The organism is Arthrobacter sp. TmtSoilC79 (genome assembly GCF_059739405.1).
In genome coordinates, this window is sequence record NZ_AP046051.1 from 78,845 (window position 1) to 95,563 (window position 16,719).

19 protein-coding genes are annotated in these 16,719 nt (G+C 62.8%); 9 read left to right on the top strand and 10 right to left on the bottom strand.

Annotation, left to right across the window (positions count from 1 at the left end; translation table 11 throughout):
• Positions 1–66: 66 nt before the first annotated feature.
• Positions 67–465 carry a hypothetical protein gene (locus AC6JA3_RS00355; protein WP_238324888.1) on the bottom strand — a complete coding sequence of 133 codons (399 nt, stop codon included), beginning with the start codon at positions 463–465 and terminating at the stop codon, positions 67–69.
• A gap of 114 nt (positions 466–579) precedes the next feature.
• Here AC6JA3_RS00355 and AC6JA3_RS00360 point away from each other — a divergent pair, with 114 nt between their 5' ends.
• Positions 580–873 carry a DUF4287 domain-containing protein gene (locus AC6JA3_RS00360; RefSeq protein WP_497919798.1) on the top strand — a complete coding sequence of 98 codons (294 nt, stop codon included), beginning with the start codon at positions 580–582 and terminating at the stop codon, positions 871–873.
• Between the two features lie 85 nt (positions 874–958).
• Positions 959–1,408 carry an SRPBCC family protein gene (locus AC6JA3_RS00365; RefSeq protein ID WP_497919799.1) on the top strand — a complete coding sequence of 150 codons (450 nt, stop codon included), beginning with the start codon at positions 959–961 and terminating at the stop codon, positions 1,406–1,408.
• Between the two features lie 9 nt (positions 1,409–1,417).
• On the opposite strand, the gene AC6JA3_RS00370 is transcribed toward AC6JA3_RS00365, so the two are convergent.
• From AC6JA3_RS00370 to AC6JA3_RS00380, 3 genes are all read right to left on the bottom strand, one after another.
• On the bottom strand, positions 1,418–2,386 hold the full coding sequence (locus AC6JA3_RS00370) for a hydroxymethylglutaryl-CoA lyase-like TIM-barrel protein (protein WP_497919800.1): 969 nt from the start codon (positions 2,384–2,386) through the stop codon (positions 1,418–1,420).
• Positions 2,383–3,633, bottom strand: coding sequence for a CaiB/BaiF CoA transferase family protein (locus AC6JA3_RS00375; RefSeq protein ID WP_497919801.1), 1,251 nt, complete (start codon positions 3,631–3,633; stop codon positions 2,383–2,385). The genes AC6JA3_RS00370 and AC6JA3_RS00375 overlap by 4 nt, the downstream gene beginning before the upstream one ends.
• 246 nt (positions 3,634–3,879) lie before the next feature.
• Entirely contained in the window at positions 3,880–4,008 is a 129-nt protein-coding gene (locus tag AC6JA3_RS00380) for a hypothetical protein (RefSeq protein WP_497919802.1), read from the bottom strand.
• Between the two features lie 26 nt (positions 4,009–4,034).
• On the opposite strand from AC6JA3_RS00380, the gene AC6JA3_RS00385 reads away from it, so the two are divergent.
• The 4 genes from AC6JA3_RS00385 to AC6JA3_RS00400 all read left to right on the top strand — a co-directional run bounded on the left by AC6JA3_RS00385 (position 4,035) and on the right by AC6JA3_RS00400 (position 7,313).
• Positions 4,035–5,111 (top strand): alpha/beta hydrolase, encoded by a 1,077-nt coding sequence (locus tag AC6JA3_RS00385; protein ID WP_091553578.1) that lies wholly within the window; start codon positions 4,035–4,037, stop codon positions 5,109–5,111.
• A gap of 62 nt (positions 5,112–5,173) precedes the next feature.
• Positions 5,174–6,130, top strand: coding sequence for an alpha/beta hydrolase (locus AC6JA3_RS00390; RefSeq protein ID WP_497919803.1), 957 nt, complete (start codon positions 5,174–5,176; stop codon positions 6,128–6,130).
• Positions 6,131–6,221: 91 nt separating this feature from the next.
• Positions 6,222–6,848 carry an FMN reductase gene (locus AC6JA3_RS00395; RefSeq protein WP_026547758.1) on the top strand — a complete coding sequence of 209 codons (627 nt, stop codon included), beginning with the start codon at positions 6,222–6,224 and terminating at the stop codon, positions 6,846–6,848.
• A gap of 108 nt (positions 6,849–6,956) precedes the next feature.
• Positions 6,957–7,313: a TFIIB-type zinc ribbon-containing protein gene (locus AC6JA3_RS00400; protein WP_497919804.1), complete on the top strand. Its 357-nt coding sequence runs from the start codon at positions 6,957–6,959 to the stop codon at positions 7,311–7,313.
• 6 nt (positions 7,314–7,319) lie between these two features.
• On the opposite strand, the gene AC6JA3_RS00405 is transcribed toward AC6JA3_RS00400, so the two are convergent.
• Together AC6JA3_RS00405 and AC6JA3_RS00410 are read right to left on the bottom strand one after the other, a co-directional pair.
• The gene (locus AC6JA3_RS00405) at positions 7,320–7,895 is read right to left on the bottom strand and encodes a hypothetical protein (RefSeq protein ID WP_026547757.1); all 576 of its coding nucleotides are present in this window, start codon (positions 7,893–7,895) and stop codon (positions 7,320–7,322) included.
• Positions 7,896–7,902: 7 nt separating this feature from the next.
• Complete coding sequence (locus AC6JA3_RS00410; RefSeq protein ID WP_026541077.1) at positions 7,903–8,376, bottom strand: hypothetical protein; 474 nt, start codon at positions 8,374–8,376, stop codon at positions 7,903–7,905.
• 590 nt (positions 8,377–8,966) lie between these two features.
• Between AC6JA3_RS00410 and dnaB the strand changes: the two genes are divergently transcribed.
• Positions 8,967–10,355: a replicative DNA helicase gene (gene dnaB / locus AC6JA3_RS00415; RefSeq protein ID WP_026541078.1), complete on the top strand. Its 1,389-nt coding sequence runs from the start codon at positions 8,967–8,969 to the stop codon at positions 10,353–10,355.
• Between the two features lie 97 nt (positions 10,356–10,452).
• Positions 10,453–11,184 carry a hypothetical protein gene (locus AC6JA3_RS00420; protein WP_497919805.1) on the top strand — a complete coding sequence of 244 codons (732 nt, stop codon included), beginning with the start codon at positions 10,453–10,455 and terminating at the stop codon, positions 11,182–11,184.
• Positions 11,185–11,256: 72 nt separating this feature from the next.
• Here AC6JA3_RS00420 and AC6JA3_RS00425 read toward each other — a convergent pair whose 3' ends face one another.
• The 4 genes from AC6JA3_RS00425 to AC6JA3_RS00440 are packed head-to-tail and all read right to left on the bottom strand — an operon-like array spanning position 11,257 to position 15,150.
• Complete coding sequence (locus tag AC6JA3_RS00425; protein ID WP_026541080.1) at positions 11,257–11,715, bottom strand: ribose-5-phosphate isomerase; 459 nt, start codon at positions 11,713–11,715, stop codon at positions 11,257–11,259.
• Positions 11,716–11,723: 8 nt separating this feature from the next.
• On the bottom strand, positions 11,724–13,472 hold the full coding sequence (locus tag AC6JA3_RS00430) for a dihydroxyacetone kinase family protein (RefSeq protein WP_497919806.1): 1,749 nt from the start codon (positions 13,470–13,472) through the stop codon (positions 11,724–11,726).
• A gap of 33 nt (positions 13,473–13,505) precedes the next feature.
• Complete coding sequence (locus tag AC6JA3_RS00435) at positions 13,506–14,279, bottom strand: SDR family NAD(P)-dependent oxidoreductase (protein WP_026547753.1); 774 nt, start codon at positions 14,277–14,279, stop codon at positions 13,506–13,508.
• Positions 14,280–14,307: 28 nt separating this feature from the next.
• Entirely contained in the window at positions 14,308–15,150 is an 843-nt protein-coding gene (locus AC6JA3_RS00440) for a sugar phosphate isomerase/epimerase family protein (RefSeq protein ID WP_497919807.1), read from the bottom strand.
• A 204-nt stretch (positions 15,151–15,354) separates the two neighbouring features.
• Here AC6JA3_RS00440 and AC6JA3_RS00445 point away from each other — a divergent pair, with 204 nt between their 5' ends.
• Positions 15,355–16,692 carry an MFS transporter gene (locus AC6JA3_RS00445; protein ID WP_026541084.1) on the top strand — a complete coding sequence of 446 codons (1,338 nt, stop codon included), beginning with the start codon at positions 15,355–15,357 and terminating at the stop codon, positions 16,690–16,692.
• Positions 16,693–16,719: the final 27 nt, after the last annotated feature.

Below are 16,719 nucleotides of genomic sequence, written 5' to 3' on the forward strand. Positions count from 1 at the left end.
ATCAGTGTAGGGCGCAGGTCAACGTCAAGGGCTGGAACAGCTATTTTCCGCTGCCCAGCCGCCCTACTACTTCGACAGTGGGGACGAGTACTGCAGGTAGATCCGGAATTCCTTGCCGCCGGCGTTGGCGATCCCGGTGCAGGTCTTTCGCAGGGTCCACAAGTTCAGGGGGCCGCAGCGTTCAGAGGTCAGGCCTATTTCGGCTCTTAGCGATTGGGCTGTGTGTGGCGGTTGGACGTCCACAACCATTTCGCGCGAACAGCCTCCTGATCCACATTCCAGGGAAATTACTCCTGCTTTGCTGGGTGCGGGAACCGCGGGGAATCCTGCGTCGGATGGGACGCCGCCTTCATCTATTGCCGTCCAGAGAATGGAGCAAAGCCAGGCAATGAACACAACTCCAACGAACAGCACGGAGATGCATCCAGCGCGTGGCCGTGCATGGGAGTGAAACTGTTTTGCCATTGATTCCCCCAAATTCAAGATGCCAGCCTACAGGGGCCACCTGATGATTCGTTCGGCCCGGTACGATGACCGCACGAATAGATGAATTCATGAAACAGAGATGGGGCACCACTGATGTCATTCCAGGCTTACCTCGATGCCATTGAAGACAAAACCGGGCTAACTCCGCGGGAATTGGTGGGGATCGCCGAATCCAAAGGATTTAATGATCCTTCCGTGAAAGCCGGGACCATCCTTGAATGGCTCAAAGCTGACTACGACCTCGGGCGGGGACATGGAATGGCCTTGGTTCACGCCATAAAGAAAGGGCCACAGATCGACAGCAAGCATGTGGGATCGGATGGAACGCACCGGGACGAGTCGGACATGCTCTGGTTGGACGGCAAGGCCACCAAGCCGGGCTCGTAACAGCCGGCGGCCTATGGCGGGCAAACAATAAGCATGCTTAGCTTAACGTCATCGCCGCGGCTACACCTGCTCAGAGAGGAACACCATGTCCACCGTGACGCAGCTGTTCACGTCCCCCGCCACTGACGTCTGGAAGGTCATCGAAAACGGCTGGCTTTATTCAGGCTGGGTGGTGGGTGCCTCCAGGATCCGCGCCGTGGACGATCACTGGCCGCAGGTAGGTTCCAAGCTGCACCACTCAGTGGGGTCGTGGCCCTTCCTGCTCGACGACAGCAGCAGGGTGACCGGCATGGATCCGGGCAAGTCGCTGGAACTTGTGGCCAGGGGCTGGCCCTTGGGCGAAGCCAAAGTGCTGATCACCATGGAAGACCTTGGGGGTAACCAGTGCAGGGTCTCCATTGAAGAGGACGCCGTGCGTGGTCCTGGAAAAGTGATACCCAAGGCCCTGCGGGACCCGGTGATAGCTGTGCGCAACCGCGAGACCCTGAAGCGTTTGGCGCTGATGGCTGCGGGCGGAGCAGGCAGGAAGAACTAGGAAACAGCATTAGGGCGCAGGCTGAACAGGGGCAGGAACCACCCAGTCAAAGGCCTCTGCCTTCGAACGCGCGCCCTGGGCCGCCTTGGAACGGTTCGGTTCACCCAGTTCGGCCAGCAATTTCTCGGACAGCGCCACGAGCTCTCCGAAAATCTCCGGAGTAAGCCACTCCGGACGGGTTGCGAAGAGAATGTCCTCGCTGGAGGTATTGCCGCTGGCGCCGGGGGCGAACGGGCAACCACCCAATCCGCCAAGGGCGCCGTCCACCATGGCGGCGCCGGCTTGAATGGCCGCGAGGGTGTTCGCCACCCCCAGGCCCCAGGTGTCGTGCCCGTGATAGACGATCCGGCGCTCAGGGGACTCGTCGCGCACGCGGGTAATAAGGCGGGAAACCTGCGCAGGGACGGCCTGGCCCAGGGTGTCGCAGATGACGATGTCCGCGGTGCCTGCAGCACGGGGATCGTTGGCAATGGAAAGGATGCGTTCCTCGGGGACGTATCCCTCAAAAGGGCAGGTGAACGAGGTCGCAATGCACAACTGGATCCGCCCGTTCACGGCACGGGAGTATTCCACAGCTTCAGGCAGCGCGGCCAGGCTCTCATCCGTGGTGCGCCCGATGTTCGCCGTGTTGTGCGAATCCGAGGCAGACAAGCAGTACTGGAAATTACGGGCACCAGCCGCTGACGCCTTGGCTACGTGTCCGGGTGTGGCTACCCAGATCCAACACTTTTCCAGTTCCTCCGGCGTGAGGGCCCGGACTACGTCCAGGGTGTTGGCCATGGTGGGGACCAGGTCTGCGCGGGCCATGGAGCCCAGCTCGATGGCGGGCACTCCCAGCCGCAGCAGTTCCCGTACGGTCTGGATCTTCTGTTCGGTGGGCAGGAGCTTGCCGGTGAGCTGGAGTCCGTCGCGCAGCGTGACGTCACGCAGGATCACGTTGCCCAGCGTTGAGGCCAGGGGGCTTTCGTACGGGTTCATGGGTGGAGGGCCTCCTTGTGGCCGGTAGCGGCCTTGATCTGTGCGGCATCCATGTTCAGGAGCCCACCAAGGATCTCCTGGGTATTTTCACCCAGGTCGGGTCCCAGGTTCCGGATGGGCAGGGACTGGTTGCCAATGACCGGAACAATGCCGGGAAAGCCGACGTCGGGGAGGACTTCCTCGCCGGTAGAGACGTCGAACTTCTGGATCATGTTGCGGGCAGCGTACTGGCTGTCCGTGCTGATATCGGCCGCCGTGTAGATGGGCCCGGCTGGAACCCCTGCAGCCTCAAGCGCCGCGAGAGCCTCGGCAGCGGACTGCTCAGCAGTCCATTCTCCGATCGCCTGATCCAGTTCTTCGCGTTGCGCCCAGCGCCCGGCATTCGATTGCAAGGAAGGGTCCTCCGCCAGGTCCGGGCGCCCAATGGTCTGCATGTACCGCTGAAAGATCGAGTCGCCGTTGCCGGCCACCACAATACTGGAACCGTCCTTGCACAGGTATGCGTTGGACGGCGCAATGCCCTCCATCCGGCCACCCACGCGTTGCCGGTCCACGCCATAGGCCTGATAGTCCGGGATCAGCGATTCCATCATGGAGAACATGGCCTCGTTCAGCGCGACGTCGATAATGCGCTCGGTGAGGGGTACAGCGCCTGCCGAGTCCCGGCGTCGTGCTTCACGCTGGTACAGGCTCATCACGGAACCGAAGGCGGCATACAGTCCCGCGATCGAGTCGCCAATGGAAACGCCTACCCGGACGGGAGCACGGTCCGGGTCGCCCACCAGATTGCGGAACCCGCCATACGCTTCGGCGACGGCGGCGAAGCCGGGCCGCTCAGACAGCGGTCCGGTCTGCCCAAAGGCGGAGATGCGGGTGATGATCAGGTCCGGATTCGCTTTGTTGAGGACGTCCGGTCCCAGGCCCCACTTTTCCAGGGTGCCTGGCCTGAAGTTCTCCAGCAGGATGTCGCACTTGGCAACGAGCTCGAGCACCGCCTTCTTGCCCGCATCGGTGCGAAGGTCCAGGACCACGGACTTCTTGTTGCGGTTCAGCGTCCGGTAGAGCATGGATGTGGTGCCTTTGTGCAGGCGCCAGTTGCGCAGTTCGTCGCCGGTCCCGGGCCGCTCCACCTTGATGACCTCGGCCCCGAAATCGGCCAGCAGGCGTCCTGCCGTGGGTGCCGCGATGTAGTTGCCGAGTTCCAGGACCCGGACACCGTCCAGAGGGGCGATTGCTGGCTGTGTCATGGTCTGCTTTCGTAGGTGCCGTTCAGGCGTCGGTGGCCAGATTCCACTCTATGAGCTGGCCCTCATAGTGCAAGCAATTCCGCTGATTAGACTGGGCCGATGTCTTTCACGATCCGACCCGCCCTGCCCGCTGACGTGGCGGGCATACTGGCTGTGGAGCTGGACGCGGGTCGTGTTTCCGCGTCCGGATCTGGGTCGTTCGCCGCGAATATGACCGCCGCTATGGTGGACCCCGTCCGTCTGGTCCTAGTGGCCGATGCGCAGGATGACACGACGGCGGCTGGAGGTTCGACGGCGGCGAAGGCGTCCTGCTGCGGGCGGCGCGACCGTCGGACTGACGTCGGCAAACGCCTTGGCGGCCGTAGCATGGTCCACAGGTGCACCGACCGGGGGAGTGTGTGATGGGACCGTTGGAATCAATCCAAGCCAGCACGGGTAAAGACCAACCAGCAGGCGCGGGTCGATTGTCGCGGCCGGGGCGAAAACGGTCCTTGCGGCTGAAGAAGCTGGACATCGCGATCGTGCTGGTATTGATCGTCCTGCTGGTGTTGTCGGCGACGCCATGGCCTTCGGCGATGCTGATCCGGAGCGTCTTTGAGCGCGGGGCGCAGGCAACCATCGACGAGATGACACCGTATATCCCGGATACCCCGCTGCAGACCCAAGCTGGAGTGGTCTACAAGCCCGGTTCAACCTTTGACGTTTTCAGCCCCGAGGGAACCACGGCGCCCCTCCCCACGGTGGTGTGGATTCATGGGGGTGCCTGGATTTCCGGAGCGCAACGGGACGTGAATCCGTATCTCCAGATCATTGCCGCCGAGGGGTACACCACCATTGGCATGAGCTACCCGATCGCGCCCGAAGCCACGTACCCCACTGCCGTGCGTGACATCAACGAGGCCTTGGCCTACATCAAGGCCCATGCAGCCGAACTGAATGTGGACACCAGCAGGATTGTCCTGGCCGGCGACTCTGCCGGTGCCCAGCTCGCCAGCCAGATGACCACCCTGACCGTAAACCCGGAGTATGCCAACCTGATGGGGATCGAGCCGGCCCTCCAGAAGTCGGAGTTGGCGGCCACCATCCTGCATTGCGGTGTCTATGACCTCCGGGCCATGGCGGACCTCAGCGGGATCGTTGCCTGGGGATTCAAGACGTCCTTGTGGGCCTACACGGGCACCAAGGATTGGTCCGCCACCTATGCCGGGGCCACCATGTCCACCATTGACTTCGTCACGGACGATTTCCCGCCCACTTTCATCAGTGGTGGGAACGGTGACGGACTCACCTGGCTGCAGTCGGTTCCCTACAGCAACCGCCTCAAGGATGCCGGCGTTCAGGTGACCGAGCTGTTCTGGCCCGCCACCCACGAGCCCGAACTGCCGCACGAGTACCAGTTCCACTTGAACTTTGACGAGGCCCGCGAGGCGCGGGACAGGACGTTTGCTTTCCTCTCCACACACGCCCCGCGGCGCTAAAACTTCAGCGTCCCACATGCGGAAGGCTCAAAGTATCTCCATGATGGAACTATTATTGGAGTATGACTTCCTCTCCTGACGCCATTCAAGCCACTCGCAGGCCCGTTCTTTACTGGGCGTCCGGAGTGTGCGCGGCGGCTCTGGTCCTTGTTCCCCTGTGGATGCTGATCGGGAATCCCGCCGTTCTGCGCGGCCACCCGTTGATGCCCGCGCTGTTGGTGACTGCCGCCGTCGTCGGGCTTCTTTGGGCTGTCCTGCTGTGGCGGCGCCGCCGCGTTTCCCTGAAACGATCTGCATGGCGTACCGTCGGCGCCTGGGCAGGGCGCGTGGCGGTGCTCGCGCTGGTGGCCATGCTGGTGTGGCTGAACCCTTTCGCGTACCAGCCGGCGGCCGCAGCCGGGGCAGCGGCCGGCGTCTCTGTGGCTGAGGAGCCGACGGCGATCGTCCTGGCGCCCGAAGGTGGACAGGCCACCAAGGGCCTCGTCTTCTACCCGGGCGCCCGGGTTGAGGCCAGGGCCTACGTGGATATTCTCAAGCCCGCAGCGGATGCAGGAGTGTTGGTGGTGATTTTGAAGACACCCCTTAATCTCAGTTTGCTGGATGGCAACCAAGCCCGTGGTGCGATGGCTGCGCATCCGGAGATTTCCACGTGGACGGTAGGCGGCCATTCGTTGGGCGGCGTCAGTGCGAGCTCGTTCGCGCTGGGCAACCAGGACGTTGACGGCCTGCTGCTGTATGCCTCCTATCCGCTGGATTCCATGCGTGACCGCGCCGGGCTGAAGGTGCTGTCCATCTCCGGCTCGAAGGACGGACTCAGCACGCCGGAAAAGATCAATGCTTCGCGCGAACTGCTGCCCTTGGATTCCACGTTCGTGGAGGTGCAGGGCGGTAACCACGCGTTCTTCGGCAGCTATGGCCCCCAGCCCGGTGACGGCGACCCTTCTGTGGATCGCGAGGATGCGCAAGGGCAGATTTCCGCGGCCACGGTGGCGTTCCTGACCGAGCTGAAGGGGAGCTAGAGGGTTCAGGGAATACTTCCGGGCGGCCCCCTGTTCATTGATTTAGATGCAAACGCATGTAAACTGGATGAACAAGCAACAGGAGAATGCCATGGAAACCCGCCGCATCACCGTACTTTCCGCCGGACTCGGTGTCCCGTCGTCGAGCCGCCTGCTGGCCGACCAACTGGCCGCCTCCGCCGAGCGACAGCTGCGTGCGGCAGGCTACGACGCCACGATCGACATCGTCGAACTGCGCGACCTCGCGGTGGACATCGCCAACAACTTTGTGACCGGCTATGCCGCGCCCCGTCTGGCTGAGGTGATTGCCGGCGTCGACCAGTCCGACGCCATCATCGCCGTGAGTCCTGTCTTCAGCGCCTCCTACAGCGGACTCTTCAAGTCGTTTATCGACGTCCTTGATCCGAAGTCCCTGGATGGCAAAGCCGTTCTCCTCGGCGCTACAGGCGGCACGGACCGCCACCAGATGGTGCTCGACTACGCCATGCGGCCGCTGTTCACCTACCTCCGCACCAGGATTGCGGCTACCGGCGTCTTCGCGGGGCCGCAGGACTGGGGAAACACCGACGACGGCGGCTCGCCCCTCTCGGCGCGCGTGGACAGGGCTGCGGGTGAACTGGTGCAACTGCTCAGCGGCCCCCAACCAAACCGCAAGAATGATGCCCTTGAGTCATTGCCGTTCGAGCAGCTGCTCGCAGGGATCTCAGCGGGCCGTTAGCCCTGTCCGGGAAGCAGCCGCGGAAGAGGCTGCCTGGGGGAGTTCCGGTCCTTGGCTGGCCTGAACTATTTGGCACGGTTGATCGTTGGGGCAGACATGAAATGTCCTGTGGATTCCATTGACCTGGTGATGAGCGAACGAAGCGGCGTGGAGATCGACTACTGCCCGCAATGCAGGGGTGTATGGCTGGACCGTGGCGAGTTGGACAAGATCATTGATCGCGTCGCCGCGGAAACAGGCCCTGCGGCCGCCCGTCCTGCAGCTGCACCGGCCCAGCCCCCTATTGCGCCGCCGCCCCTTTACAACCCGTTCGAATCCCGTCCCCAGCAGCCGCGCTATGACGACAGGGACAGGCGTGACTACGACCGGCAGGATGGGGACAGGCGTGATGGCTACGACCGCGATGGATATGGCCGCAAGCGCAAGAAGAAGGAAGGCTTCCTCGGGGACCTGTTCGACTTCTAGGGCTTCCTAGTCGTCCAACAGTTCAATAAACTCGCGGGCCTGTTTGATGGTGATGTCCGAGTGGCGTGTCAGCGCGATGGCAGCGCCCTCGACATCGCCGCTTTTGGCGAGCGTGCGGATTCTTCCGTAGATCTCGTCATTGAGCATGTTGCTGCTCACTTCCCGGGTCACCTCGCCTTTGCTGACGATGGCCCGGTACCGGTACGGGAAACGCTCCGGCTCGTCATCGTCCTCGGCCAGCAGGTCCTTGGCGGGGACCTCGGGCGTGAACGGCTGCGGGTGCGCTGCGAGGGCACCTACGGCATCGCGCGATGCCCGTAGGCCTTCTCCGGTGGACTGGAGGTATAGCTTGATGGCTGCCATGCCTTGGCCCCGCGCAATCAGGGAGTACAGCTGCCGGTGCTGCTCCTGGTTCAGCTTGGCGGCAGATTCCCTGGCAAGCTCCACGGGATCCGTAGGGGTGTTGGCCGCTGCTGCGTCCGCCTTGGATTCGGCGGAGCGCTTGGTGAACGAGCGAATGAGCAGGAGCACGCCCGCAATGACCGCAACGAGGATCAGGAGCGGGATGAGGATGGAATCCATGGCGTTGTCAGAGCCGATCTACGTAGTTCTTGGCGGTAAGCAGGTCTGAGTGGGTGGCTTGGCGCAGAACCTTGATGGCCTCGATCTTTTTCCCGCTGCGAACCAGGTTTTGGAGCTCGAAAGCAAGCTGTGGGTTCAGTTGGCCATTGGGAAGGACTGCGGGCTGGTGTCCGGCCTGCCCCGCCGATGCTGACCTCCCGGCCTGGGCTTGGATGGCGGTCCGGGCGTTCTCCGCCTGTTCCCGGTGGCTGGCCTCGTTCTGGCTTGGCTTGGTGGTGGCCTCGATGCGGGCCCGCAAAGCCAGTGCTTCCTGGACTTGGGACGCTTGGTGCGCAGCCGAGCGGGCCGCCAGTTCCCGCTGATACCTCTCGGCGTCAGAGACGCCGGTATCGCGCGGTTTGAAGGCCGCCGTGAGCGCCCACAGCAGGCCGACGAGGACTAGAAGCGGAAGGGCAATCGTCAACACATCACCAAAGTTCATCCCCATGCCTAGAGCTTATGCCAGAAGTTGGTTATCCACAGCACATTCCATGAACGGCATAAGCTTCCGAGAGAGTCGTGTCAAATTCAAGCTATTTTGTAAGATGCATCACATTTGAGGCATGTTTGGTGTGTTTTCTGCGCCCTTCCATGCGTGGTTGGACGCGGGGTCTGTGGATTAATCCGCGGCGAATCTTTCTTCAGTCCACAGCTTGTGAAGTACGTTTTCGCAGGTCAGAGGCTGTTTTCCTGCAAAAGAATTTCTCTATCCACAGGGTAACGCACAGTCTGTGCACAACGTGGGGCTTGTATTCCACAGGTTTTCCACAGGGGGTGTCAGGCACCTGCTGTAACGTGTCTGGAGTGTCCATTTTGGACCTGGATATCCCCTGTTGAGTTTCCCCGGACCCTGAAATAGCCACTTCTGGCGGCAGGTGGGAGATATCAGCTGTGGATAACTTGTGGATACGCTATTTTGTCCGCCCTGTCTGGCATCGTCAGAGACACCAGGCGGACCTCGTAGCCACACACTGCGCTTTACGGGCCGCCAGGGAGTAGATCTCTGCAGCGGTACACAAATGGAGGACGGCTTTGTCAGTTACGCACCTGGACTCAATCGAGGGCACACGCGCTTCGGACTCGAGCCGGAAACCTCCCCAGGACATTCCTGCCGAGCAATCGGTGCTCGGCGGCATGATGCTGTCCAAGGACGCAATCGCGGATGTGGTCGAAATTGTCCGCGGCCACGACTTTTACCGTCCGGCGCACGAGACCATCTATGAGTCCATCATCGACCTCTATGGTCGTGGTGAACCTGCCGACGCCGTCACCGTCTCGGATGAACTGACCAAGCGCGGGGAAATCAACAGGATCGGTGGTCCTGCCTACCTTCACGAGCTCATTCAGACCGTGCCCACGGCAGCCAACGCCGGGTACTACGCCGAGATCGTTGCCGAGCGCGCAGTCCTCCGCCGCCTCGTTAATGCCGGCACCAAAATCGTCCAGATGGGTTACGGCCAGGACGGCGAAGTGGAGGACCTGGTCAACCAGGCCCAGGCCGAGGTCTACGCGGTGGCGGAAAAGCGTACCGCCGAGGACTACGTGGCGTTGAAGGACGTCATGGAATCCACCGTGGACGAGATCGAAGCCTCCGGCCACCGCGGCGAAGGCATGACCGGCGTCCCTACCGGCTTCTACGAGTTGGATGAACTGACGCACGGACTCCACCCCGGCCAGATGATCGTTATTGCAGCACGTCCCGCCGTGGGTAAGTCCACGTTCGCGCTGGACTTCGCCCGTTCCGCCGCCATCAAGAACAACCTGGCTACAGTCATGTTCTCCTTGGAAATGGGCCGGAACGAGATCGCCATGCGCCTTCTCTCTGCGGAAGCCACGATTGGCCTGCAGGACCTCCGCAAGGGCACCATCAAGGACGAGCAATGGTCCAAGATCGCCACCACCATGGGCCGCATGAACGATGCTCCATTGTTCATTGACGACAGCCCCAACATGTCCCTCATGGAGATCCGGGCAAAATGCCGCCGCCTGAAGCAGCAGCACGACCTCAAACTGGTCATCCTGGACTACCTCCAGCTCATGAGCTCCGGCAAAAAGGTGGAATCCCGCCAGCAGGAAGTTTCCGAGTTCTCGCGTGCGCTTAAGTTGCTCGCCAAGGAGCTCCAGGTTCCCGTCATCGCCCTCTCGCAGCTGAACCGTGGTTCCGAGCAGCGTCAGGACAAGCGCCCCATGGTGTCCGACCTCCGTGAATCCGGCTCGATCGAGCAGGACGCCGACATGGTTATCCTGCTGCACCGTGAGGATGTCTATGACAAGGAATCGCCGCGCGCCGGCGAGGCAGACATCCTCATCGCCAAGCACCGTAACGGTCCCACAAAGGACATTGTGGTTGCGTTCCAGGGCCACTACTCGCGTTTTGCCAATATGGCGGGCGACTCAGGCGCTGGTGGCGGCGGTTTCTAGCCCCCAAGCGGCGCAGTCCAGGGCAGCCAAGCAGGACCAGTAGTCTAAGTGGGGTCCGTGTCTGCGGGCGCATCACTAAGAATTATTGGGGAAACACATGAAGAAAAATTCGTTGCTCGGATTCGGGGCATCGGCACTGGTAATTGTGGCTCTCACGGCCTGTGGTGGTGGGACGGCGGCCCCACAAGGATCAACGTCCGCCCCGGCAAGTGAGGCTGCTGCTCCGGCGCCGACGCCCGTGAAGCAGTACACCAAGGAAGAGCTCATCGGATTGGCCGGGCAGGTCAAGCTGGCCGATGGCACCACCCCCGCCGTCCTCTCCGGCGACGAGCTGCTGGCGCAGTATGACTCGGTGGTCAAGGGATTCGCGGGAGCCACCATTGAACCCGCCGCCTGCAAGGATCCATTCCTGCTCGGGGCGCCGCGCACCATCGACGGTTCCGCGGTGGCCGGCACCACCCGCACCAAGGCCAACGGTTTCATCAGCAGTGTCTCAATGACCTCCGGCGTCGATGCCGCCCGCCTCCGTGACGACTTGGAGAAGAGCAAATCCCAGGCGGAGGAGTGCAAAAAGGTCTCGTACTCCGCTGAAGGGCAGACGCTCACTACCTCTACCGAGAAGGTTGAAGGCATGGGCAAAGTACCCGGAACAGCGGGTTACAAGACCGTCATGGCCCTTCCTGACGGAAGGGTGGGTGCAATCTACATTGCCCATGCGGTCAAAGATGGTGTCCTGATCTCCGCCACGGCGTCCGCCAGCGAGGGTGTGGACGGCGGGCCGGAAGCGGCCGGTGCCCTTATGGATCAGGCAGCCGCGCTGATCAAGTAGGTTTTACGCCTCGAGGGCCGCGCAGGAGGGTTTCTTACCGCCCGCGCGGCCTTTTCCATGCCCAAGAGGTTTTCAGCAGCCCTCGAAGTCGCTGAGGACCTTCACTTTCGCAGCTGACCCGGACGAAGGGTCGAAGACGTAGCCGATCCACTCCCTGGCCAAGCGGCGGGCCAACTCCACGCCCACAACCCGCTGGCCCATGGTGAGGACCTGGCAGTCATTGGACAAGATGGAGCGCTCAACGGAGAAGGAATCGTGTGCGGCTGTGGCCCTGATACCGGGAACCTTGTTGGCAGCAATTGCAACCCCGATTCCCGTGCCGCAGAACAGGATGGCCCGGTCGGCCTTGCCGTCGCGGATCATTTCACCGGCCGCGATGCCAACGTAGGGATAGGGCCTGGTGAAGTCCTCATCGGCCCGGTTTACTCCGATATCGATCACTTCAGTGATCCGGGAGTCAGCCTCAAGGTCGGCCAGAATCCTGTCTTTGTAGTCAACGCCGGCTTCGTCGGCGCCCACAATGATGCGCATAAGTTCTCCTAGGTGGTTGCTGCAACGGGGGCTGCAACGGGAACGGCAGTGAAGTGAGGCCCGACGGCGGCAAACACCATGGCGAGCGATGTCGCCCCGGGATCCGGGGTACCGAGGCTCTTCTCCGCCAGCGGCCGGGCACGGCCCTTCAAGGGGCGAAGTTCCGCAGTGGACGCAGCGGCCCGGGTGGCGTCGGCCGCGGCGGCGGACCAGGCTTGCTCCGGGTGGGTGCCGGCGCTGATTCGCTCCTCAAGGGAGGAGGCAAAGGGCAGCAAAGCGTCCATCATGGTCTTGTCGCCAAGCTCCGCCTTTCCGAGGCTTGCGATGCGGTCGGCGAAGGCCCGGACAGCCTGGGCGAGGACCTCCGGCGTCGGGATTTCCGCATCTCCCAACCGCTCACCAAAGGCGCGCAATCCCGCGCCCCACAGCACGCCTGACGTTCCTCCGGCTTTGTCGGCCCACGCGTCTCCGGCAGCGGCCAGCAGCGAGCCGGCTCCGGCACCGCGCCCAGAAGCAACTGCCGCTGCGTCCAGGGCTGCGGCCGAGCCACGGACCATCCCGCGGCCGTGGTCGCCGTCGCCTGCTATTGCGTCCATGTCGCCCAACATCGCTTCGGAGATGCGCAACAGGGCTGCAGTAGTGTCCAAGGCACGCAAGCAGTGCCCGGCGTATGAGCGCGACTCCTCTGTTGAGGAGTAGTCGGCGGTGGTCGCAGCATCCAGCTCGGCGTCTGCAGCAACTGCGGAAGGAACCTCGAACCCCAGGGCACCCCTGCGGTAGGCCGGTGTCAGCGCCGGAGCGGTCCAGTACTGCTCGAGTTCCTCATCCAGCCACGTCAGCGTCAGCGAGGCACCGGCCATGTCCAGGCTGGTCACCAGCTCGCCAACCTCCGGCATCACCAAGGTGTAACCGGCTTCGCGAAGCAGCGGAGCCACGGTGCGCCAGAGGACAAAAAGTTCCTCGTGCTTGGTGGAACCCAGGCCATTGAGGATCACAGCCAGGCGGCGCGAACCATCCGGGGGCGCTTCAGCCAGCACGCGCCGCACCAGTTCCCGGCCGAGTTCGACGGCGGATGGCAGCTCGGTATCGAACAGTCCAGGTTCGCCGTGGATGCCAAGTCCCAGGCCCATCTGCCCCTCGGGAAGGCGGAACAGGGGCTGCTCGGCACCGGGGAAGGTGCAGCCGCTGAAGGCTGTGCCGATGGTCTTGGTGAGGCTGTTGGCCTTTCGACCCAAACGAACCACAGACTCAAGGTCCAGCCCGGCTTCGGCCGCTGCACCCATGACTTTGAAGACCACGAAGTCACCGGCAATACCGCGACGCTTCTCCGACTCTGCGGGGGATGCGCTGGCGATGTCATCAGTCACCAGCACGTTTTCCGTCGGGATCCCCTCGGCGTTCAGGCGTTCGCCCGCCATGCCGAAATTCATCACGTCACCGGCATAGTTCCCGTAGGTGAACACCACACCGGCTCCGGAGTTGGCCGCTTTGGCCACTGAGTAAGCCTGCTGCGCTGACGGGGAGGTGAAGATGTTGCCCACCACGGCGCCGTCAGCGAAGCCCGGGCCGATGATGCCGGCGAAGGCCGGGTAGTGTCCGGATCCGCCGCCGGTGATAACGGCGACCTTGGGGGCTGACGGGCGGTGCTGGCGTACGGCGCCGCCCTCCACCTGGCGGACGAGGTCCGAGTGGGCATCGCAGAAGCCGGCCAAGGCCTCGTCCGCAAAATCAGCTGGATCGTTGAAGATTCTGGTCATTGGGGCTCCTGGTGCTGGTGCGGGCGACGAGAGTCAGTGGATGTGGCTGCCGCCGTTGATGTCGATGGTGGTGCCGGTCAGGTAAGCCGAGTCTTCGGAGGAGAGGAAAGTGATGACTGCTGCTACTTCCTCGGTGGTGGCGTTGCGGCCCAGCGGGATGCCGGCGTTGATGGCGGCTTCCTGCTCCTCGGTGCTGCCCACGCGGATGTTGGTGTCCACGGCCCCGGGGGTGATGGCGTTTACGGTCACACCGGTCTCGCCGATTTCGCGGGCCAGTGCCTTGGTGAAGCCCAGGATGGCGGCCTTCGCAGCGGAGTAGGGCACCTTGCCGAAAACGCCGCCGCCGCGCTGGGCCGAGACCGAGGACATGTTCACAATGCGGCCCCAACCGTTGGCGATCATGTCCGGCAGGAAGGCCTTGGTGACGAGGTAGGTTCCGGTGGCGTTGACGTCCATGACCTTGTGCCACAGTTCGAGCGTGGTTTCCAGGAACGGGACGGGGGACGTGATGCCGGCGATGTTGGCCAGCGCTCCAACGGGAGGGAGGTTTCCTGCGGCAACTTCAGCGGCGACGGCGGCTTGGGCTGCAATGACGGAGGCTTCATTGGCAACGTCGATCTCGTAGCCGAACGCCGGAACGTTGAACTCGTTGGCAATCTCGGCGGCAACCTTGGCAGACTTCTCGCCGTCCAGGTCCAGGATGACGATGCCCCAGCCCTGGTTGGCGTAGCGGCGGGCGGTGGTGAGGCCAATGCCGCGATCGGAGGTAGCTCCGGTGAGGACGGCGGTGCGCTGGATGGTGGTCATGGTGCTCCTTGAATATGAGGTGGCGGGTTTAGATGAGGTCTGTGATGAAGCTGGCTGCCTTGGCGGCGGCCGCCGGGCGTTCGTCGTGGGTGACGTCCCGGGTTTCGAGTTCCAGGGAGAAGTAGCCTGTGTAGCCGACGTTCCCCAGTGCTGCCAGGCCTGCAGCGAAGTCTGCGTTGCCGTTGCCGATGCTGAGGTTGATGTTTCCGGGTTCGGTTTCCGTGGCCGGAACTGCGTCCCGGAGGTGGACGTGCTTCACCAGTGGGGCGAAGCGGTCCACGAAGTCCACGGGGTCGCCGCCTGAAGCGACGATGTGGCTGAAGTCCATGACGATTCCGATGCCGGAACCGGCCAGGCGGTCGGCCAGCAGTTGGGCCCGTTCCGTGTTCCAACACAGCCGGTAGTAGTGCAGGGATTCGGTCCAGAGCTCGACGCCGAACTCTGCTGCACGGGAAGAGGCATGGATCAGCTGCTCCGCCACGAGGTCGATGTCTTCTTCCAGACTGCGCACGGGATCGTGGTCGATTGCCCCGCAGGGCAGTACAAGCGCTTTCGCGCCGGTCTTGGCAGCCAGAGCGAGCAGCATCCCGAGGTGCCGTTCGCGCGCTTCCCGGGCACCGGCGTCGAGCGTTTCATTGAGGTCCCCGATATCGCCGTTCACCGAACGGACGCGCAGTCCTGAGCTGTTGACGACGGCGGCAACGGCCTCGACTGCCGCAGCGTCCAGTACGTACGGCACATGGTCGCAAACGCCCGGAAGTGCGCCGAGGTCGATTTCTTCGAAGCCGAGGCTGCGCATCGTGTGCAGGGCACTTGCCAGATCCTGGTGGCGGAAGCTGATGGACGAGCAGCCCAGTCGTTGATGAAACATCGTCGTTGATCCTCAAATTTGGGCCCTCCCCAGAGAGGGACCTTAGTGATGGACACCACGTTACTTCCGTCAACTGTCAACAGTCAACCTTCTAAGTTGACTGTTGACATTGCTGGTGTCGTCGGTCACAGTTGTCGTATTATGTTGACTGTCGACAGTGGGGTTGCCGAAGAAGCACCACACTCTTGAAAGGGAAAGACACACATGAGCAATGAAGCTCTGACCATGCGTGGTCCGGTTCATGGAACCAAGGAAGCAAAGCGCGTCGCCGTCGGTTCCGGCGTTGGCGCAGTCATCGAAACCTACGACTTCATCGGTTTCGGCACCGCCGCTGCACTGTACTTCGGTACGGCATTCTTCCCGGGCGCCGACCCGGTGACAGGCACACTGGCCTCCTTCGCGACCCTCGGCGTCGGCTTCGCTGCCCGTCCCCTTGGCGGCATCATCGGTGGGCACCTCGGCGATAAGCTCGGCCGCAAGCCGGTCCTGGTGGCCTCCCTTATTCTTATGGGCCTGGCCACCTTCGCGATCGGCCTGTTGCCTACCTACCAGCAAGTGGGCCTCCTGGCTCCCGCCCTGCTGGTACTGGTCCGCGTCATTCAGGGCCTGGCCTTCGGAGCCGAATGGGGCGGTGCCATCCTCATGAGCTACGAGCACGCACCATGGCGGAAGAAGGGCCAGTTCACGGGAATCGTGCAGGCCGGCTTCCCGGTTGGCCTGCTGCTCGCAAACCTGGTCTTCCTCAGCAGCGTTGGACTCGGCAGCGAGTGGGCGTGGCGTGTCCCGTTCCTCGCCAGCATCATCCTGGTGGCTGTTGGACTGATCATCCGTTCCAAGGTTCCGGAGTCCCCGGTATTCGAGGACGTCAAGAGCAAGGGCGACATCGTAAAGTCCCCCATTGTGGAGGTCATCAAGACCGACTGGCGCAACATCGTCCGCGGCATCGGGCTGCGCATTGCTGAAACGGCCGGCTACGCCGTCTCCGTGACCTACATGATCTCCTACCTCCACACCAACAAGCTGGCGGACAAGACCGAGACGCTTGTGGCCCTCTGCATCGCCGCCGGCATCGGAATCTTCGCCACCTACTTCTGGGGCAAGCTCACGGACCGCGTTGGTCGCCGGCCCGTCTACATCTGGTCCACGGCCTTCGCAGTATTGTTCGGTATCCCGATGTTCATGCTGGTCAACACCGGCCTGTTCTTCCTGATCATCGCCACGATCGTGATCGCCTACGCCGTGTGCCAGAACTCCCTTGCCGGCGCGCAGGGTGCCTGGTTCCCCGAACTGTTCCAGGCCAAGACCCGCTCCTCCGGCGCCTCGCTGTCCTACCAGATCTCCGCCATGGTCTCCGGCTTCACGCCTTTCATCACCACGCTGCTGTTCGTCAGCATGGGCTGGATGGGCCCGGCACTGCTCTTCAGCGTCTACGCAGCAATCGGCCTGTGGGCAGCGCTGATCACCCGGGAAACCTGGGGCAAGCGTGAGCGTGCACTCGCCGAAGAAGCCGCCAGCAAAACTCCCCAGACGGTAAACGCCTAAAGCACCAATCGACGTCGGGCGCGTTCT